The organism is Sorangium sp. So ce128 (genome assembly GCF_051525245.1).
Lineage (GTDB): Bacteria > Myxococcota_A > Polyangia > Polyangiales > Polyangiaceae > Sorangium > Sorangium cellulosum_B.
The window spans coordinates 6,503,144-6,522,067 of sequence record NZ_CP150313.1 but is presented as its reverse complement, the minus strand read 5'-3'; the positions used below and the strand labels follow the sequence as shown (position 1 = coordinate 6,522,067).

General features: G+C 71.6%; 15 protein-coding genes and 2 tRNA genes. 11 read left to right on the top strand and 6 right to left on the bottom strand.

Features of this window, described 5'->3' with window-relative positions:
- Positions 1-16: 16 nt before the first annotated feature.
- From WME82_RS24695 to WME82_RS24685, 3 genes are all read right to left on the bottom strand, one after another.
- Positions 17-1,378, bottom strand: coding sequence for a hypothetical protein (locus tag WME82_RS24695; RefSeq protein ID WP_438044788.1), 1,362 nt, complete (start codon positions 1,376-1,378; stop codon positions 17-19).
- Positions 1,379-1,456: 78 nt separating this feature from the next.
- The gene (locus WME82_RS24690) at positions 1,457-3,067 is read right to left on the bottom strand and encodes a hypothetical protein (protein WP_438044787.1); all 1,611 of its coding nucleotides are present in this window, start codon (positions 3,065-3,067) and stop codon (positions 1,457-1,459) included.
- Entirely contained in the window at positions 3,064-3,327 is a 264-nt protein-coding gene (locus WME82_RS24685) for a hypothetical protein (RefSeq protein WP_162144007.1), read from the bottom strand. The genes WME82_RS24690 and WME82_RS24685 overlap by 4 nt, the downstream gene beginning before the upstream one ends.
- A 127-nt stretch (positions 3,328-3,454) precedes the next feature.
- Between WME82_RS24685 and WME82_RS24680 the strand changes: the two genes are divergently transcribed.
- Together WME82_RS24680 and WME82_RS24675 are read left to right on the top strand one after the other, a co-directional pair.
- Entirely contained in the window at positions 3,455-4,150 is a 696-nt protein-coding gene (locus tag WME82_RS24680) for an SMI1/KNR4 family protein (RefSeq protein WP_438044786.1), read from the top strand.
- A gap of 184 nt (positions 4,151-4,334) precedes the next feature.
- Positions 4,335-5,891: a serine/threonine protein kinase gene (locus WME82_RS24675; RefSeq protein WP_438044785.1), complete on the top strand. Its 1,557-nt coding sequence runs from the start codon at positions 4,335-4,337 to the stop codon at positions 5,889-5,891.
- Positions 5,892-6,073: 182 nt separating this feature from the next.
- On the opposite strand, the gene infC is transcribed toward WME82_RS24675, so the two are convergent.
- From infC to WME82_RS24660, 3 genes are all read right to left on the bottom strand, one after another.
- A complete protein-coding gene (gene infC / locus WME82_RS24670; protein ID WP_437747895.1) occupies positions 6,074-6,799 on the bottom strand; it encodes a translation initiation factor IF-3 in 726 nt (241 codons plus the stop codon).
- A 238-nt stretch (positions 6,800-7,037) separates the two neighbouring features.
- Positions 7,038-7,367: a hypothetical protein gene (locus WME82_RS24665; protein ID WP_438044784.1), complete on the bottom strand. Its 330-nt coding sequence runs from the start codon at positions 7,365-7,367 to the stop codon at positions 7,038-7,040.
- Between the two features lie 33 nt (positions 7,368-7,400).
- A tRNA-Val gene (locus WME82_RS24660) sits at positions 7,401-7,472 on the bottom strand.
- Between the two features lie 485 nt (positions 7,473-7,957).
- Between WME82_RS24660 and WME82_RS24655 the strand changes: the two genes are divergently transcribed.
- The 9 genes from WME82_RS24655 (at position 7,958) to WME82_RS24615 (ending at position 18,798) form a co-directional block, all read left to right on the top strand.
- Positions 7,958-9,100 carry a transketolase gene (locus tag WME82_RS24655; protein WP_438044783.1) on the top strand — a complete coding sequence of 381 codons (1,143 nt, stop codon included), beginning with the start codon at positions 7,958-7,960 and terminating at the stop codon, positions 9,098-9,100.
- 202 nt (positions 9,101-9,302) lie between these two features.
- Positions 9,303-9,737, top strand: a complete 435-nt coding sequence (gene yajC / locus WME82_RS24650; RefSeq protein ID WP_437519798.1) for a preprotein translocase subunit YajC — start codon at positions 9,303-9,305, stop codon at positions 9,735-9,737.
- 55 nt (positions 9,738-9,792) lie between these two features.
- Positions 9,793-11,946 carry a protein translocase subunit SecD gene (secD, locus tag WME82_RS24645; protein ID WP_438044782.1) on the top strand — a complete coding sequence of 718 codons (2,154 nt, stop codon included), beginning with the start codon at positions 9,793-9,795 and terminating at the stop codon, positions 11,944-11,946.
- A gap of 75 nt (positions 11,947-12,021) precedes the next feature.
- A complete protein-coding gene (secF, locus tag WME82_RS24640) occupies positions 12,022-13,263 on the top strand; it encodes a protein translocase subunit SecF (RefSeq protein ID WP_438044781.1) in 1,242 nt (413 codons plus the stop codon).
- An 88-nt stretch (positions 13,264-13,351) separates the two neighbouring features.
- Positions 13,352-15,106: a single-stranded-DNA-specific exonuclease RecJ gene (gene recJ / locus WME82_RS24635; protein ID WP_437873739.1), complete on the top strand. Its 1,755-nt coding sequence runs from the start codon at positions 13,352-13,354 to the stop codon at positions 15,104-15,106.
- Between the two features lie 40 nt (positions 15,107-15,146).
- Positions 15,147-15,926, top strand: a complete 780-nt coding sequence (locus WME82_RS24630) for an ABC transporter ATP-binding protein (RefSeq protein WP_438044780.1) — start codon at positions 15,147-15,149, stop codon at positions 15,924-15,926.
- A gap of 35 nt (positions 15,927-15,961) precedes the next feature.
- Entirely contained in the window at positions 15,962-17,071 is a 1,110-nt protein-coding gene (locus WME82_RS24625) for an MlaD family protein (protein WP_438044779.1), read from the top strand.
- 141 nt (positions 17,072-17,212) lie between these two features.
- Positions 17,213-18,355 carry a pyridoxal phosphate-dependent aminotransferase gene (locus WME82_RS24620; protein ID WP_437873737.1) on the top strand — a complete coding sequence of 381 codons (1,143 nt, stop codon included), beginning with the start codon at positions 17,213-17,215 and terminating at the stop codon, positions 18,353-18,355.
- A 371-nt stretch (positions 18,356-18,726) separates the two neighbouring features.
- Positions 18,727-18,798: transfer RNA gene (locus WME82_RS24615), tRNA-Val, on the top strand.
- The last annotated feature ends 126 nt before the right edge of the window (positions 18,799-18,924 follow it).

The window sequence follows — 18,924 nt, the reverse complement described above, 5'->3', positions numbered from 1 at the left end:
CCCGCGTCCGGCGCGCTCAGTACATGAAGCCGAGGCCGAAATTGAGCTGCGTCTGGTCGAACCCGAGGGTGCGGTCGCGCAGCTGGTAGTCGGCCTTCACGACGACCCCCTGGGTCGGCCGGTACGAGGCGCCGAGCGTGAGCTCGCGGACGCCGTACGAGGCGTTGGCCTCGTAGCCCTCGGGCACCGCGGACTGCGTGTCGTACGCCTCGACGCGCGCGAACGGCAGGAGCTCGTGGCCCACGCCGAGCGGGCGGAGCACGTCGAACGCGGCCTCGACATAGCCGCCGCGGATCCGGGAGGCCACGGGGCTCGTGGGATCGATGAAATTCGGCGCGCCGCCCTCGTTGAACGAGACCATCAGGGCGCGCGCCTCGGGGAGGTGCCACTCGGCGAACAGGACCCGCGTCTCCAGGCCGCTCCTGCGCCAGCGCGCGTCGAGCGACCAGCCGAGGACCGGGACCGACAGATCCACCGGGGTGCCATCGCGAAGGAAGAATTTGCCCTCGCCGTTCGGGCCAGCGTCGCTCGCGTACACCGACGCGCCCGCGACGACCCCGAGCAGCGGCTCGGCCTCGACGCGCGCGACGGCCGCCCATGCGTTGGCGCGGGCGAGCCCGCCGCTCTGTCGCCCGCCGGCGAGGCCGCCCGCGCGGAAGCCGAGCGGATCGAGGCCGGTCATGGCGTAGGCCTCGAAGCGCAGCCAGTCGAGCGGCTGACCGAACGCGCCGATCCCGATCTCGCGCCACGTCGAGGGGATGACGAGGGTGTCGACCTTGGGCCTGACCACGCCGTGGAACACCGGCGGCTCGTGCCACTGGTTGATGATCCCCATCGGGACGAGCACGAGGCCCGCGCGCAGCCCGAGGGCGCGGCCTGCCGCGTTCCACTCGATGTAGGCCTGCTCCAGCTCCGCGGCGCCCGGGCAGCTCGCGCAGGAGATCGAGTGTTCGACCTCGAGCTCGACGTAGGACCGGATGTCGGCCGTGAACTCGTGCGCCACGAAGAGCACGAGGCGCGGGATGTCGGCGACCCACGCGCGCTCGCCCTCGCGGCCGGTCGTCGTGCCGCGGACATGCACCTCGCCGTAGCCGCCGACGGAGGTGCTGCTGGCGCTCGCCCCGGCGCTGCGGAACCGCTGCTCGGTCAGGCCGCGGACGAGCTCGTGCTCGGGCGCCTCTCCGGCGCCGAGACCGACGGCGGGCTTCCCGGGCTCCGGCGGCGGCGCGGCGTGCTCGGGCGGCAGGTCGAGGACCGGGCCGTCCGGCGCGGGCTGTGCGGCGGGGGCGGGCTGCGTGGCCGGCGCAGGCTGCGCGGCGGCGGCGAAGGGCAGCAGCGCGCCGAGGACGACGCCCGCGGAGCGAGGCCACAAGGACATGATCGCTTTCATGACGAGGACCGGGAGCCCGGGGGGCGGGAGTCTTCGCGCCCTTGAAAACGGAGGTCAACCTCGTTTTCAGCGAGGGGGCGCGCCGTGCGGCGCGCGCGAGAGCGCGCCGCCTGCCGGAGGTCCGGCGGGCAGCGCCTCGAGCAGCGCGAGATCGCTCCAGAGCGCGTCGACGTAGCGCGAGCGCGGGCGCGCGAAGCGGATCGCGATCGTGTAGCCGCGGCCTGCGAGCGCGTCACGCGCCTCCCGCGACAGCGCCTCGCTGGTGATGAGCGCGCCGCCCGGCCCGGCCTGCTCGACGTCGCGGACGAGCGCGGCGTCGTCGCGGACGCGCACGGGCAGCCGGCCCGGCGCGCCCTCCTGGATCATCCGGTCGAGGTCGCGCGTGAGCACCGGGCGCTGCTCTGCGCCGGCGTCGCGGAGGAAGCGCACGATCGCGGCCGCCGGCGAGGGCGCCTCGTGCTGTCGAGCGAGCGAGATCGCGTCGACGAGCCATTGCGCCGCGAGGGCCGCGACGAGGGCGAAGGGCGCGGTGCCGCGGAGCGCGCGGTGGCGCGGAGCGCCCTCCGCCGCGGGGCGCGCCGCCGAGAGGGCCGCTGCGCCGGCGGCCATGGCGACGAGGAGGAGCGGGACGAGCGGGAGCCAGTGCCGCGGCTTGTAGGCGATGTTTTGCCCGAGGAGCGCCCAGAGGAAGTAAGCGAACGCGGAGGCCCAGAGCTCGGGCTGCTCGCGCAGCGCGCGCGCGGCCCGCTCTCGCGACGCGACGCGGAGCGCGCCCGCGGCGAGGAGCGCGATCAGGAGCGGCGCGCCGAGCCAGCGCGCCGCCGGCGCGTCGGGCCACGCTCCGCCGAGCCCGTTGGCCCAGATCCCCCAGATCACGCCGCGGAGGCGATCGAGCGGCGACGAGACGGTGATCGCCGTCCCTCCCCAGCGGGTGAAGTGCCCGAGCCCCTGGAGCCACGTCGTCGCGACGAGGTCGCGCGGCGTCGCGATCAGCACGAGCGGCACGAGCCACGCGAGCGCGCCGGCCGCGAGGTCGCGGCCGCGCGCGAGCCACGCGAGGCGGCCGCCCTCGCCGCGGGCGATGACGGCGAGGCAGGCGAGCGCGAACGGGAAGTACGAGAGCCGCACGCCGAGCCCGACGCCGAGCAGCACGAGCGCCCAGGTGCGCGTGCGTGCCGCGGCGGCGGCGGTATCCAGCGGCGCGGCCGGAGCGGCCGCCCGCCCGCCGCGGGGGCGCCGCGCGCGGGCGCACAGCCAGAGCGCCGCGGTCACCGCCGCGGTGCCGGCCATGTCGCTGAGGAGCTTCTCGGACGACAGCCAGAGGAACGGCGAGGCGAGCGCGAGGACCCCGGCGAACACCGCGGCGCGCCGCCCGGCGACCTCGCGCGCGAGCAGGGCGGTGAAGGCGACGGCGGCCGCGCCGGACGCGGCGCTGACGAGGGCGAGCGCCGCGCGCGGCGTCGCGCCGAGCAGCGCGAGCCCCTTCGCCACCGCGACGAACACGGGGTAGTACGGCGCGTGCGGGCGGAGCGCGGCCACGTCGAACCGCTCCACGCCGAGCGCGAACCGGAGCGCGTCGATGTCCTCGTCGTGATCGATGCAGAAGAGCAGGCGCGAGGCGAGCGCGGCGGCGGTGAGCGCGGCGAGCGCGAGGAGATCGCGCCGCTCTTCCCTCACGAGCCCGAGCCGGATCCCGAGCCGGGCGCGTGCGTCGGCGCGCCGCAGTCCGGCTGATCCACGCTGGCCGCCCCGGCGCTCGTGGTGGCGCCCGAGCCGGATCCCGAGCCGGGGAGCGGCGCCGCCGGCGTGTCGCACTGATCGAACAGCTCCTCGCCCGCGTAGTCGAGGCACGCGGTCGCGAGCGACGCGACGACGAACGTGGCGCCCGCCACGACGAACGCGGTGCGAAGCGATGCCCAGGAGCCCAAGCCAGCCACGCAAGCACCGTGCCGCTGACCCAAATGACTGTCAAGCGCGTGTGTCCCCCGGGTTGCGCCTGCGCGGCGGGGCGGAGCGTCGCTCGTTTTTTGCTCCTTCCGGCGCCGCGCGCGTAGGGTCGCGCGCATGGAGTGGCTCGAGTCGATGCACCGCATCCGCGCGCTCAAGCTGGAGCTCGCGCGGATGGATCCACGGCGGGGAATGCCGATCGCGCCGCCGGCCGGGGCTCCCGAGGAGGCGATCGCCGGCGTCGAGCGGCGCCTCGGGATGGCGCTGCCGCCGAGCTATCGGGAGCTGCTCTCGCGGCACGACGGCTGGCCGCAGCTGTTCGCCGGCGCCAGCCTGCTCGGAGTGCGCGCGCTCGCGCGCGGCTCGTACATGGACGTCGGGCGGATGGTGCTCGAGCACTGCGACGGCGAGGAGGTGCGCGGCGCGGGCGAGCGCGACGGCGCGCCGGCGACCGTGCGCGGCCGCTATGGTGCGCGGAGCGCGCTCGTCCCGTTCGGCATCGACGCGGCGGCCGAGACGGTCTTCGCGTGGGATCCCGAGGCGAGGGCGCCAGACGGAGAGCTCGAGATCATCCTCTGGACGAACGACGTCGGGCTGCGCCTGTCGGGCTTCCCGGAGCTCCTCGACATGGTGAAGGACATGCTCGCCGCGGAGCTGGACGATCGCCGGAAGCGCGCCGTCGCGCAGGTCGCACAGATCGAGCCGGCGGCGCTCGCGCGCGGCGCGGTCGCGTCGAAGAGCCGCGTGCGCGCGGTGGCGGTGCCGCTCACACCTGCACCTCGCCCGTTCATGCGGAGCGCGCTCACGGGCTGAGCGCGCCTCGCCTCCCTAGCCTGGCCGCAGCGATGCCCGCGTAAGGCTGCGTCCAGGGGAGAGGGCGCGCGCTCGTGCGCGATCGTTACAGACCGCACTCTTTGCGCGCCTCGCCCGCGGGCTCCGATGAAGACGAGCCGGTTGTTTCCGCGCGCAGCGTGGGACGTGGTGTACTAGGTGGACCATGACGGATGCCCACCAGCAGCAGCGCTACCGGGTCATCGAGCGGCTAGCTTCGGGCGGCATGGCCGAGGTCTTCCTGGCGGAGAGCGCCGGGATCGAGGGGTTCAAGAAGCAGGTCGCGATCAAGCGCGTGCTCCCGCACCTCAGCGAGAAGAAGCGCTTCATCGCGATGTTCCTCGACGAAGCGCGGCTGTCTGCGCACCTCTCCCACTCCAACGTCGCGCAGGTGTTCGACATCGGCGTCGGCGACAACGCGTACTTCATCGTGATGGAGTACGTGGACGGCGCCGACCTGAAGGCGGTCCTCGAGTCGATGCGCAAGGCCGGCCGCACCCTCCCGGTCGAGTCCGCCGTGTTCATCACGGCGAAGCTCTGCGAGGGGCTCACGTACGCCCACGAGCTCAAGTCGGCCGACGGGCATCCGCTCCAGATCGTCCACCGGGACATGTCGCCTCCGAACGTGCTCATCACGAAGTACGGCGAGGTGAAGATCGTCGACTTCGGCCTCGCCAAGGCGACGAGCCAGCTCGAGAAGAGCGAGGCCGGGATCATCAAGGGCAAGTTCAGCTACCTCTCGCCCGAGGCCGCGCAGGGCCAGGAGGTCGATCACCGCACCGACATCTTCGCGCTCGGCGCGATCCTCTGGGAGATGCTCTCCGGGAAGCGGCTCTTCCTCGGCGACACCGACTACCAGACGGTCAAGCTCGTGCAGCAGGCGCAGATCCCGCCGCTCTCCGAGAGCAACAAGGCGGTTCCCCCCGAGCTCGATCGCATCATCGCCCGCTCGCTGGCCCGCGATCCCGTGGAGCGTTATGGCTCGGCGCGCGAGCTCGGCCGGGATCTCACGACCTTCCTGTACAGGTTCGGCAGGCCCGTCAGCGCCTACGACATCGCCGAGCACGTCCGCAGCGCCATGGCGCTCCGGAAGCGGGCTCCCACGTCGGACAAGGCGTCGTTCATCGACAGGCTCATCGAGGAAACGCTGCTCGAGTTCACGTCGCTCCCGGACGACAAGGCGGCGCCGAGCACCACGCGCCTGAACGAGCCGCTCAAGATCTCGGCCTTCGAGGACATCGGCAAGTGGGCCGACGAGATCAAGCTCTCGGCGCCGGGGGACAAGCTCTCGGCGTCGGGGGAGGACGTCATGCGGCGGTCCCTCGCCACCGTGTCGGTCGAGGAGGGCAACCTCGCCGCGCTCGAGGAGACGGGGTTCGGCCTTCCGCTCGCCCCTTCCTCCGGCGTCCCCTCGTCCAGGCCAGCGGGTCCGCTGCTCGCGCCGCCTGTGCCGGCGCATCCGCCGCTCGAGAGGCGAGCCGTGCCGACCCTGGCCTCCCCGCGGCCCGTACCCGAGGTGCAGCGCCCTGCGCCGCCCACGCCGGCGCCTATCGCGCCGCTCGTCCCGGCCGCGCCGCTCGTCCCGGCCGCGCCGCGCGACCTGGAGCCGGATCTGGCCCCTCCAGCCAGGACCGGGGGCGGCGCGGTGAAGGCCGTGCTGCTCGTCGCCGCGCTCGCCGCCCTCGCCGCAGGCGCGTGGTTCGGCGGCCTGATCCCGCACTGACCCGGCAAAGGGAGCGTGCTCCCTGCGGCGCCCACGGCCGAGCCATGGGCGCTGCGTGCTGGGCGGCGGCGAGGTGGCCAGCGCGCGAGCGCTCAGCGCATGTCAGCACGCGTCAACACGCCGCCCTTGCGAGGCGCGCCGCACCGTGATCGGCGTCGTGGCGCGCTCTCTCGCCGGACGCGTTACTCGGTCCCCTCCGCCTCGTCGTCCTCCTCGTCGTCCTGCTCCTCGAGCTCCCTCTCGAGCTTCTCGATCTCCTCGTCCTCCGTGTCGTCCTGGGCAGGAGCGGCGCGCCCTTCCTGGATCGCCTTCTGACGCGCTTTCTCCGCGGCGGCGCGGGCCTGGGCCACCTTCTGCAGGATCGCCGGCTTGGGCGCCATCATCAGCGTCATCGTGCGCTGCTCCATCATGGGGCGCACCTCGACGTTCGCGATCTCCTCGCAGTGCTGGACGATCCAGTCGAGCTGCTCCTGCGCCTTCTCCGGGTGGGTGATCTCTCGGCCGCGGAAGCGCACCGTGAACTTCACCTTGTGGCCTGCGCCGAGGAACCGGTGAGCAGCCCTGGTCTTGAACTCGAGATCGTGGTCGTCCGTCTTGGGACGGAGCTTGATCTCCTTGATCTCCACCACACTCTGCTTGCGCTTCGCCTCGCGGGCCTTCTTCTTCTCGTCGTACTTGTACTTGCCGAAGTCGAGGATCTTGCAGACCGGGGGATCCGCCTTCGGGTTAACCTCGACGAGGTCGAGCCCCTTCTCCTGTGCTCGGCGCAGCGCCTCGTGGGTCTGCATGATGCCGAGCATCTCGCCATCATCACCGATGACGCGGATCTCCGGGACGCGGATGCGCTGGTTGATGCGGATCTGCGGCCCCCGCTGGGCCTGCCGAGGGTCGAAGCGTCTCATCGCCATGTGATATTTCGCTGCCTCCTTGTGTTCTGTGCTCTTGAACGCGACGGTCCGCCGCTTCGCGACCGAGCCCGGTCGTGGCGTCCATCACCACGACAATGTCGCCTGACTCTGCGCCGCAGGCAACGGCAGCAAGCAGGGCGAGCGCCGCGGCGCATCGGCGCTCCGGGCCATGGCGCGCCGGGCTCGACGGGGGTGGGGAAGGGACTGCCGGGCGAGAGAGGCCGGCCGGAGCGGCAGGTCACGAACCCGATGCGCTCACGGCGAGCCGGGGGAGCTTCCGCGCTGCGGTTCGCCGATCGGCGAGCTCCGCGAGCGGCATCGCCCCGAGGGCCTCGTCGAGGTCGCGCGACCGGAGGGCGGTCACGGCGTTCGCCGAAGGGCCATCCGGAGCGCTCGTCCGGACCAGCCCGATCCGGGCCGAGTCGTCGAAGTGGGTGTGAAGATCGGCGAGGCGCCCGTTGACGTGGGCGCCGAGGATGGGGCGGTTCTTGGCGATGTCGTCGGCGAGAGCCTTGCGCACCGTGGTGCGGGCCGCCGGGGCGGCCAGGGCTGTCTGATCGAGGGCCATGAAACCTCGCAGGCTAGGTCTCCTGCTGATTTGTAGGCGCGGCCGGTTTCGAACCGGCGACCCCTACCGTGTCAAGGTAGTGCTCTACCACTGAGCTACGCGCCTATGTCCCGCCCGCTCGGCCCGAGGCCGACGAAACGGAGAGCGCCTCCTATCAAGGGGGGGGAAGCCCGTCAAGCGATATGTTTCCTGAGGGTCGCTTTTGCCGTGGCGGCCTGGTGCCTGGTGACCGGTTTGTGGTGTTCCAGGTGAAGGCTCGGGCGGCGGCCGTCCTCGCCGGGCCGCCTTGGTCGAGCGGCCGGTTCGTCGAACCGTCGATGCCGTCGATCGGTCGACGAGGCCCGGCGGCAGCCGCAGGCCGGGCGCGGCAGGCTTCCCCGGCGCGCTCGATGCTCCGGGCGAGCGACCGGTCGGGAGCCGCGCGCGGCGGAAGCTCATTGCGCGGTGGGAGCGTGAATTCTCGGAGTTACGTCCGGACACTGACGAACACCGACGATCGCGATCGCCGCGTTACTCCAGGCCGGCCGCTGCGCGGAGGCCGATCGCGCTCGCGCTTGACCTCGCGTGCGGCTCGGGCGACGAACGATGGGATGGCAGGGCCTGACGGTCTAGGCTCGCCGCCGGATCCGGCGGCGGTGATCGCACATGTCGAGGTGGCCGCGGGGAGCGCGCTGTTCGCCGCGCACGCGGCCGTGCCCGGCAATCTGCCGATCGAGCGCGCCGCGTGCGCCACCGAGGCGATCCGCGGCGCCGCTGCGCGCTCGCGCGCCGGGCAGCGTGCGAGCGTCGTGCTGGGCGCCCACGAGCTCGTCGGGGCGCTCGCCGCGCTCGGCGAGGCGGCGGCGGTGCGGACGCCGGTCACCGTGCACGTCATCGAGCGCCGCGGCGGGCTCGCCGTCGGGCGCGACGAGCTCGCGCCTGCGCTCGACGTCGGCGCGGGGGTGCTCGTGACCTGGAGCAGCCAGGAGGCGGCCGACATGACGCTGGTGGCGCGGCGCGCCGCCGAGGACAGCGAGACGCCGTTCCTGCACCTCGTCGACGCGCTGCCGTCGGACGTGTCGGCCCTCGGCGGGGCGCGCGAGCTCGCGGCGCGCTTCCTCGGCTCCGAGCGGAGCGCGCCGACCTTCACCGACGCGGCGCCGGGCGAGAGCGACGGCGACGGGGGGCCTCGCCCGCAGGGCCGCGGCGTCGTCCGGAAGCGGGCCGAGCGGGGCTTCTGCGCGCGCGTTCCGTTCGCGCTCGCCAGCGCGATGCGGGAGCTCTGCGAGCTGACCGGCAGGCCGCTCGGCGCGATCGAGCGCGTCGACACCGCGGACGCGGAGGAGATCCTGGTCGTCGTGGGCTGCGCGTTCCCCGCGGCCCGCGAGGTCGTGCGCAGCCTGCGCGCGCAGGGCCGCCGCGTCGGCCTCGTGGGCGTCCGCGCGCTCCGCCCGTTCTTCGGCGCCGACGTGGTGAAGACGCTCGGGCGGGCCAAGGCCATCGTGGTCCTGGAGCCGCTCGACGTGCCGCTCGCGCCGTACGGGCCCGTCGCCGCCGCGGTGAAGGCCGCGTTCGCGGACGCGCTCACCTGGGCCCCGGGCTTCCCCAGCGTCGGGCGCATCCCGCCGATCCTCTCCGCGACGTTCGCGACGATCGACGGCACCATCACCGAACGCGACGTGCGCCTCTCGCTTGCGGAGATCGCGAGCGGGGAGCGCGCTCGCCGGCACATCGTGTTCGGCAGCGACGGCTGACGCCGCGCGGCAGCGGAAGAGCGGCAGGGGACACAAGCGTGGAAAGGGCCGCCAGGCTGCATTCCCCGGACGCCCGGGTGAGCCTGCCCGCCTAGCTCCTTGCGCGACCCTTGGATCCTGGGTATGGAGGCGGGCCCCGGGGGGTTGGGAGAGGCCCGCAATTTGCGGGCGAGCCCGTCGGGGCCCGGAGACACGCGTCACCTTGGCAAGCTCAAACTGGTTCCAGCCGAACGCCGCCCCCGGGCGAGCGGGCAATGCGCCCGCGACGCCGGTCGAAGGTCAATCGCCGCCGTCCGGAGGGCAGGAGGCGCCGCCTTCTTCGCCGTTCGGCGGAGGGGCCTTCCAGTTCCTCATCCTGGCGCTGCCGCTGCTGCTCATCTTCGTGATGACGCGGAGCCAGAGCAAGAAGCAGAAGCAGCTCGAGTCGAGCCTCAAGGCGGGCGACCGGGTCGTCACGCAGTCCGGGCTCCTCGGCAGGATCATCGACATCAGCCCGAACTCCCCCAGGGTCAAGCTGGAGATCGCCCCCGGCGTGAACGTGCAGGTCCTGAAGAGCGCGATCCAGGGCCCCGATCCGGGCGAGGTCGCGGCGGCGGACGCCAAGGTGGCCGACGCGGCGAAGGAAAAGAAGTCGTAGGCCGGCGCTCGGCCCAACAGGAAGCTTTTTTGCCGCCCCCGCGGCGCCACACTCCATGCTCCTAAACATCTTCCAGTACGGGTTCGCCGGCGTCGCCGGCCTGTGCCTCCTCGGCGCGTGGCTCAGCCGAGCGAAGCGCAGCGTCTTCGCCTGGGCGGCGCTCTCCGCCGGCGCCGCCGCGATCGCGGCCCACTACCACGTGTTCTGGGCCCTCGCGACCTTCGGCCTGATGGTGCCGTGGGCGCTGCTCTGCGTCGGGCCGTGGATCGATTTCGCGTGGCGGGCAAAGACGGGCTTCGTCCTGTTCCTGGCGCTCGGCTCGGCGCTCGCCATCTACCCGACCTACCACGACGAGCGGTACGGCCGCCCCGTCCACACCGGCCTCTCGTCGGAGGAGGTCGCGGAGCAGGAGACCCGGGCGAGGGCCGGCGAGCTCGGGTTCAGCCGGTTCCTGACGTCGAACATCCCGTTCCGCCTGGTGCGCGGGCTCGATCTGAAGGGCGGTCTCCGCCTCGTCTACACGGTCGACGTCGACGAGGCGATCAGCGACAAGCGCGATCGGTACTACGACGACCTGCGCGCGGCGCTCGCGAAGTCGTTCGGGTTCCACGAGGGCGACAAGCCGCCGACGATCGAGGAGATGCAGAAGCTCCAGACGAAGCTCCGCATCGAGAAGTCGCGCGAGCAGGCGGACACGATCGTGATCACGTTCAACGACCCGGCGGACTCCGAGAAGATCAACGACGAGTTCCTGGCGAAGTTCCTGCACGAGCTGCAGCTCCAGCGCTCGGCGGATCGCCGCGTGGCGAAGTTCCGGATCCGCGACGAGGTCTCGAGCACCATCCGTGAGCGGGCGGTGTCGCAAGCCAAGGAGACGGTGCTCCGCCGCGTCGACGGGCTCGGCCTCAAGGAGGCGAGCGTCTCCACGCGCGATGAGGACGTCATCATCGAGGTCCCCGGCGACGACGAGGCCGCGTTCACCACGATCCGCGAGATCATCAGCCAGACCGCGCGGCTCGAGTTCAAGATGGTCGACGACGACCAGGACTTCTTCGAGCCGATCGCGAGGAGCGCCAAGGAGGAGGACCTCCCGAAGGGGCTGACGTTCTCGATCGAGAACGCGCCGGTCGGCCCCGGGAAGACGAAGCCGGTCCACTTCGCCCGGATGGTGCGCGCGGAGCACGAGGAGCTGCGCGACACGCTGAAGCGGCTGCGCGAGTGGGTCGGGACGCTCCAGGTCCCGCCGGACAACGAGGTCGGCTACGGCAAGCTGTACGAGTACAACGAGGAGAAGGACGCCGTCGAGGAGATCGGCTGGCGGACGTACTTCCTCTTCAGCAAGGCCGAGATCACGGGCGACATGGTGCGCGACGCGCAGGCGCTCCCGGATCAGAGCGACGGCGGCCTCGGCGGCTGGTACGTGTCGATGGATTTCACCCCGACCGGCGCCGACCGGTTCGAGGACATCACCGGCAGGAACGTCAAGCGGCGGTTCGCCATCATCCTCGACGAGAAGGTCGAGAGCGCGCCGGTCATCCAGACGAAGATCGGCGGCGGCCGCGCGCAGATCACGATGGGCTCGCAGAACCCCGATCAGCAGCTCCAGGACGCGCGCAAGCTCGAGCTGGTGCTCCGATCGGGCGCGCTGCCGGCCCCGATCTCCCCCTCGAACGAGCAGCGCATCGGCCCGTCGCTCGGCAAGGACGCGATCCAGCAGAGCATGAAGGGGGCCATCGCGAGCGGCCTGCTGGTCGTCGTGTTCATGGTGGTGATCTACAGCCGCGCCGGGCTGATCGCGGACATCGCCGTCATCTTCAACCTCATCCTGCAGGTCGCCGTCCTCGCGATGTTCGGGGCGTCGATGACGCTGCCCGGCATCGCCGGCCTGGTGCTCACCATGGGCATCGCGGTCGACGCCAACGTGCTGATCAACGAGCGCATCCGGGAGGAGCTGAGGAACGGCAAGAGCCCGCGCGCCGCGGTCGACATCGGTTACGACAAGGCGTTCAGCGCCATCCTCGACGGCCACGTGACCACGCTGATCTCGGGGCTCATCCTGGCGCAGTACGGCACCGGACCCATCAAGGGCTTCGCGATCACGCTGATCGTCGGCATCGCGATCAGCCTGTTCACCGGGGTCGTCTGCACCCGCCTGATGTTCGACTGGGCGGTCCGCGGCCGAAAGATCAAGACGCTCTCGCTCGGCTGAGAACGAGGGCGCGCGAGCCGCTCTCCGACCTTATGAGGGAGAACGCGCGAGCGGCTCTCCGATTGAGACACGACGATGGAACTCATCAAACCTGGCCGTCAGTTCGACTTCATGGGCAAGCGCTGGCTCTTCATCGGGCTCAGCGGGGTGCTGCTCATCCTGTCGATCATCTCGTTCATCGTGCCGGGGCCGAAGCTCGGGACCGATTTCAAGGGAGGCACCGAGGTCGAGGTCGCCTTCCGGGCTCCGGTATCGAGCGCCGAGGTCCGCGAGGCCGTCACCAAGGCGGGCTTCGACTCCCCGGACATCGTGTCCGTCGCGGACCAGGCCAACCCGAACCGCTACCTCATCCGGGTCCACGAGGTCTCCGCCCTGTCGGAGCAGCAGAAGGCCGCGGTGCGCGATCGGCTGTGCCTGCCGCCGGAGAACGGCACCGTCCCCGAGGACCGCTGCCCGCCCGCGCTGCGCGCGACCGAGGTCAAGTTCAGCCCCGGCGGCGACAAGATCTCCACGCGCTACGACACCGCGCCCGACCTGGAGGGGATCAAGAAGCAGCTCGAGGGCATCGAGGGGGTCGAGCTCAGGGCGGGCGCCAACAACCCGCTCGTCGTGAGCGAGCGCGACCACAAGGTCGAGCTCCACCTGAAGTCGAAGGGTGACCAGCTCATGGATGGCCTCCGGCAGCACCTCGGTGCGGACAAGGTGCCCGAGCAGGCGCTCCGGGTCGAGTGGATCGGCCCGAAGGCCGGCGCGCAGCTGCGCGACGCGGCCATCAAGAGCATCGCCATCACGATCTTCTTCATCATGGCGTACATCGCGTTCCGGTTCGACATCCGGTTCGCGCCCGGTGGCATCGTCGCGCTCGTGCACGACGTCGGCATCGCGCTCGGCGCGATGGTGATCACGCAGCGGGAGATCACCCTCTCCACGGTCGCGGCGCTGCTCACGATCGTCGGCTACTCGATCACGGACACGGTCGTCGTCTACGACCGGATCCGCGAGAACCTGGGGAAGCACCGGGACATGAGCTTCGCGGCCGTCATCAACTTCTCGCTCTCCGAGATGCTCGGGCGCACGATCCTCGTGTCCATGACGACGCTGCTGTCGCTCGTCATGTTCCTCTTCTACGGCACGGGCGTCATCCGGGACTTCGCGTTCACGCTCGTCGTCGGCATCGTCGTCGGCACGTACTCGTCGATCTACGTCGCGGCGCCGCTCACCGAGTGGATCGACCGCCGGTTCTTCGGCGCGAACGCAAACAAGCGCAAGAAGGTCAGCCGCGTCCGCACGCAGAAGCGCGCCGACGCGGTCGTCTGAGCGCCTCGCCGTGGCCGCGCGGGGCCGCGCTGTCTGAACCGCCCCAGGCCATGGACACATCCCTCCCGTCGGTGTACCCGCTTCTGTGATGAGCACGGCCACGGAGGCGTGGAGGGAGCTCGCCGAGCGCGAGGCGCCGGCCTCGCCCGCGGCGGGGGGCGCCGCGCCCGTCGCGGATCCGGGCGAGGCGTCCGCCGAGGCGCTCGTGATGGCGCGCCAGCTGGGGCTGTCGATCACGGTAGCGGACATCCTGCACCGGGCCGGCTGGGCGCCTGACGAGGCGACCCGGCGCTTCCTCGACCCGCGGCTCTCGCACCTCACGTCGCCCGACGCGATGGCCGATCGCGAGGCGAGCGCGGAGCGGATCGCGCGCGCCGTGCGCGCCGGCGAGCGGATCGCCGTCTTCGGCGACTACGACTGCGACGGGATCACCGCGACCGCCATCATGACCGGCGGGCTGCGCGCCCTCTCGGGACAGGTGGTGCCGCTCCTCGCGACGCGCGCCGAAGGCAGCTACGGCCTCTCGGCGCCCGCGCTCGAGCGCGTGATGCGCGCCGGTCCCACGCTGCTCATCACGTGCGACTGCGGGTCCAGCGATCACGAGCGGCTGGCCGCGGCCCGCGCGGCCGGCATCGACTGCGTCGTCATCGATCACCACCTCGTGCCGGCCGAGCCGCTCCCCGCGATCGCCTTCCTGAACCCGCACCGCGCCGATTGCGGCTTCCCGTACAAGGGGCTCGCCTCCTGCGGGCTCGCGCTCTCGCTCCTGGCCGCCGTGCGCAAGAAGCTCGGCTCGTCGCTCGATATCCGCCCCTACCTCGACCTCGTGGCGATCGGCACGGTCGCCGACGTCGCTCCGCTGACCGGCGACAACCGCGCGCTCGTGCGGGCCGGCCTTGGCGTGCTCCAGACCGGGCCCCGTCCAGGGCTCCGCGCGCTCGCGGCGCTCGCCAACCTCGATCTCGGGCGCGGCGCGTCCGCCGAGGACGTCGCCTTCCGGATCGCGCCCCGCCTCAACGCGCCCGGTCGGCTCGGCGATCCCGACATCTCCCTGGAGCTCCTGCTCGCGCACGACGGCGTGACCGCCTCCGCGCTCGCCGCCACGGTGGAGCAGGCGCAGATGAAGCGGCGCGCGATCCAGGACGAGATGCTGACCTCCGCGCTCGCCGAGATCGAGCGCGCCGGGTTCGATCGGGATCCTGCGATCGTCATCGCGCGGCAGGGCTTCCACCCCGGCGTGGTCGGCATCGTCGCTGGCAGGATCACGGGTCGCTACGGCAAGCCGACGATCGTCATCGCGCTCGAGGGCGCGAAGGGGCGCGGCTCGGTGCGCGGTCCAGCGGGCGCGCGGCTCCACGACGCGCTCACCCGGTGCCGCGCCGAGCTCGTCGGCTTCGGCGGCCACCAGGCCGCGGCCGGCGTCGAGGTGCGCGCCGATCGCGTCGAGGCGCTCCGGGCGGCGTGGTGCGACGCCTTCCGCGAGCAGGACCTCCCGGCCGCCGCGGCGTTCGCGGCCGCCCACGTCCGGCTCGACGATCGCGACGATCCGGCGGCCGTGGCGCGCGATCTCGAGCGGCTCGAGCCGTGCGGCGAGGGCAACCGCCCGTCGTACGTCCTCGTGGCGGGCGCGGCCGTGCGCTCCGCGAGGAACCTGAAGGGCCACCTCAAGCTGGAGCTCACGTTCGCCCGCCGCGAGATCTCGTGCTTCGGGTTCGAGCTGGGCGAGCTCGCGCCGCGGTTCACCGGCAAGCGCGTCGACGTGGTGGGCCGCCTCCGGCGCGACGCCTGGCGCGGCGGGGACGCCGTCGAGATCAGGATCGAGCACGTCGCCGCGTCCGACTGAGCGTTCGCGGCGGGCCTCCGCGGCGTGCTAGCGTGAACGCGTGGCTGAGCCGCTGATCCGGTTCTCGCGTGTGCGAAAGGCCTTCGGTCCGAAGGTCATCTACCGCGACCTGAACCTCGAAGTGTACCCGGGCGAGACGATCACCATCATGGGCGGTTCGGGCGTCGGCAAGAGCGTCATGCTCAAGCTGCTCATCCGTCTGCTCGACGTCGATGGTGGATCTATCCAGTTTCACGGTGAGGAAATCACGCGCCTGAGCGAGTCGCGCATCGCCGGGGTGCGGCAGCGCATCGCGATGCTCTTCCAGGGCGGCGCCCTGTTCGACTCGATCTCGGTCGGTGAGAACGTCGCTTACGGCCTGCACGAGCACTACCGCAAGGAGATGACCGAGGCGCAGATCGCGGATCGGGTCAACTGGGCGCTGTCGCTCGTCGGCCTGCCGGGCATCGAGCAGATGCGCCCGGGGGACCTGTCCGGCGGCATGAAGAAGCGCGTCGGCCTCGCGCGCGCCATCGCGGTGCAGCCCGAGGTGCTGCTCTACGACGAGCCGACGACCGGCCTCGATCCGATCAACACCGAGCGCATCAACCACCTCATCAAGGGGCTGAAACAGGCGCTCAACGTGACGAGCATCGTGGTGACACACGACATGAAGAGCGCGTTCTCGATCTCGGATCGGATGGCGATGATCTTCCGCGGCGAGGTCATCGCGACCGGCACCCCGGACGAGTTCCGGACGTCTACCGATCCGCATGTCGCCGATTTCATTACCGGGACCGCTCCGGTGAATGAGGACGTCCAGACGCTTCTCGGCGCGTGACGATCCCCCCGAGATCGCGCAAGATGCCCTTCTGCATGGGCAGAGCGCGCGATCTGAAGGTCGGACTCTTTGTGCTGGCGGGCCTTGTGCTCTCCGCCGTAGTCATTTTCCTGATAGGCGACGAGCGGCGGCTCTTCGACTCCTCCGTCGGCTTCACGACGAACTTCGCCGACGTCCAGGGGCTGAAGCCGGGCGCGCCCATCCGCATGGGAGGCATCGACATCGGTCACGTCGCCGAGGTCGGTTACGGCCCTGATCCGAAGGACGCCAAGATCTATGTGAAGCTCGAGATCGTCGAGAGCGAGGCGAGCCGGATCAAGACGGACAGCGTCGCCCAGATCGCGAACAAGGGCCTGCTCGGCGACAAGATGCTGGAGCTCACGAAGGGGCAGAGCCCGGACTCGGTGCCGCCTGGCGGCCACATCCCCGGAGAGGTGCCGACCGACGTGATGGGGAAGGTGACCGGCATGGCCGAGAAGGCCGAGGCGACGCTCGACAACATCCAGAAGGTCTCGGAGAACATCGCCGACGAGAAGCTGCACAGGGATCTCCGCGAGACGGTCGCCTCGGCGAACACGCTGATGAAGCAGGTGACCGAGGGGGAAGGCTACCCGCACCGCTTCCTGACCGATCCCGAGGAGGCCGAGCGCATCTCGCGCACCGTGCAGAGCCTCGATCGTCTCAGCACGGAGCTCGCGAGCGCGGTGCGCGAGGTGCGGGGGGTCGTCTCGCGGGTCAAGGAGGGGCCGGGGTTCGCGCACGACGTCATCTACGGCGACGGCCCGCAGAAGCAGATTCAGCAGTTCGGGAGCGCGGCGGACGAGGTCGCCATGACGCTGCGGGGCATCCGCGAGAGCGACAGCCTCGCGCACGACGCGCTCTATGGCGGCAAGGGCGACGGCGCCGAGGCGCTCGCCAACGTGACGGCGATGACCGGCGATCTGCGGGCGATCGTGCACGACATGAGGGCGGGCAAGGGGACCCTCGGCGCCCTGCTGGTCGATCCGTCGATCTACGAGGACATGAAGAGCCTCCTCGGAAACGTGCAGCGCAACGACGTGCTCCGCGCGCTCGTGCGCTACTCGATCAAGCAGGACGAGCAGAAGCCCGCGGTCCAGGTCGGCGGCGCCACGCCGTCGCCCTAGCGGCACATCCGCGCCGCCCGCGCAAGCGCCGGAGCGGTAGCGCCTTGCGTTATCTCAGGCCGCCCTTTATTCCTCAGTGTCTCGATGCCCAGGAAGCTCGCTGACCGTCTGTCGGCCGTCGCGCCCAGTGCAACGCTCGCCATGGCGGCGAGGGCCGCGCGCCTCCGCGCCGACGGGCACAAGGTCTTCTCCTTCGGCGTGGGCGAGCCTGACTTCGACACGCCGGAGCACATTCGTATCGCGGCGAAGGCGGCGCTGGACGCCGGCGCCACCCACTACACGGCCGTGTCCGGCATCTCCGAGCTGAAATCGGCGATCTGCGCCGCGACCGAGCAGCACCGCGGCTGGCGGCCGCTGCCGAGCCAGGTCACCGTGAGCTGCGGCGCGAAGCACGCGTTGTTCAACCTCGCGACCGCGCTCTTCGAGCCGGGAGACGAGGTCGTCATCCCCGCGCCCTACTGGGTGAGCTACCCGGAGCAGGTGCGCCTCGTCGGCGCCACGCCGGTCATCGTCAACACGACCGAGGAGATGGGGTTCCGCCTCACGGCGGACGCGCTCCAGGGCGCGCTTTCTCCGCGGGTGAAGGCGATCATCCTGTGCACGCCCTCCAATCCGACCGGCTCGGCGTATGCGGAAGAGCACCTGCTCCCGCTCTTGAGCGTGCTGCGGCGCCATGACTGCTGGATCGTCGTCGACGAGATCTATGCCGATCTCACCTACGACGGGTTCCAGCACGTGTCGCTCCCGGCGCTCGCGGAGGACCTCGCGCCGCGGGTCATCGTCGTCGACGGGGTCAGCAAGACCTTCGCCATGACGGGCTGGCGGATCGGCTGGAGCATCGCGCCGGCCGAGGTCGCGAGGGCGCTCGATGTGGTCCAGGGTCAGAGCACCACGAACGCGGCGGCCGTCTCCCAGGCGGCCGCTGTCGCCGCCCTGAACGGGCCCCGCGACGCGGTGTTCGCGATGCGCGCGGCGTTCGCCCGGCGGCGCTCGCTGATGGTCGAGGGGCTCAACGCCGTACCAGGGGTGCGCTGCAGGATGCCGGAAGGCGCGTTCTACGCGTTCGCCGACGTGCGCGGGCTCTGCGGGCGCGCTTTCCAGGGGACGACGCTCGCGAGCGACGAGGACGTGGCGACGTGGATGCTCGAGCAGGCGCACGTCGCCGCGGTCGCCGGCACCCCCTTCGGCGCGCCCGGGTACCTTCGCTTCTCGTATGCCTGCGATGAGGACCACATCGAAGCAGGCCTCGCCGCGCTCCGGCGCGCCGTCGCGACGCTCGATTGACCGCGCGCGTCGCTCTGCGCCGGTGCGCACCCGCGCGCTCGAAGAGCAGCGGCGCCCGTCCCCGATCGCCCGACCGCGACGCCGCGCGGACGCGGCGGCCCGCCTGGCTCCGTGCCCCGGTCGCTCACGGGCGGGGCGCGCAGCCGGCGCGCGCGGGCCCCGCGGCCGGCTCGCTGGCCGCAGCCGCCAGACGCGCCTTCACCGGCGCCCCACCGGTTCCGAGCCTGCCCCACGGGCCGCCGGCTCCGGGTTTGACGGAGCGCCGCGAAGAAGTTCGGCATCGCCAGCGAGTTCTTCTTGTCGAACGCCGATGTTTGGGTTAAAAGACGCCACGTCTTTCCGAAACGGCCGGGTGACAACCGGCTGGCATCGGGCGCATAACTCAGCGGTAGAGTGCGTCCTTCACACGGACGAAGTCGCAGGTTCAAGTCCTGCTGCGCCCACCCCGATTCGCTCCCCTGGTGAGCTGGTTCCACGCGTCGAGCCGTCTGCGTGGCCGTGCCGCTCCCACTGGATAGTGAGCGGCTGCTTCGGAGCATCGAGTCGCCCACGCGGCCGTGCATGGGACC

Bases quoted from the DNA above. Each gene is read 5' to 3' on its own strand.
- infC (WP_437747895.1), bottom strand. From the start codon at position 6,799: ATGGCGATGAGACGCTTCGACCCTCGGCAGGCCCAGCGGGGGCCGCAG.
- WME82_RS24655 (WP_438044783.1), top strand. From the start codon at position 7,958: ATGGCAGGGCCTGACGGTCTAGGCTCGCCGCCGGATCCGGCGGCGGTG.
- WME82_RS24665 (WP_438044784.1), bottom strand. From the start codon at position 7,367: ATGGCCCTCGATCAGACAGCCCTGGCCGCCCCGGCGGCCCGCACCACG.
- secF (WP_438044781.1), top strand. From the start codon at position 12,022: ATGGAACTCATCAAACCTGGCCGTCAGTTCGACTTCATGGGCAAGCGC.
- WME82_RS24695 (WP_438044788.1), bottom strand. From the start codon at position 1,378: ATGTCCTTGTGGCCTCGCTCCGCGGGCGTCGTCCTCGGCGCGCTGCTG.
- WME82_RS24625 (WP_438044779.1), top strand. From the start codon at position 15,962: ATGGGCAGAGCGCGCGATCTGAAGGTCGGACTCTTTGTGCTGGCGGGC.
- WME82_RS24620 (WP_437873737.1), top strand. From the start codon at position 17,213: ATGGCGGCGAGGGCCGCGCGCCTCCGCGCCGACGGGCACAAGGTCTTC.
- WME82_RS24675 (WP_438044785.1), top strand. From the start codon at position 4,335: ATGACGGATGCCCACCAGCAGCAGCGCTACCGGGTCATCGAGCGGCTA.
- recJ (WP_437873739.1), top strand. From the start codon at position 13,352: ATGAGCACGGCCACGGAGGCGTGGAGGGAGCTCGCCGAGCGCGAGGCG.
- secD (WP_438044782.1), top strand. From the start codon at position 9,793: ATGCTCCTAAACATCTTCCAGTACGGGTTCGCCGGCGTCGCCGGCCTG.
- WME82_RS24680 (WP_438044786.1), top strand. From the start codon at position 3,455: ATGGAGTGGCTCGAGTCGATGCACCGCATCCGCGCGCTCAAGCTGGAG.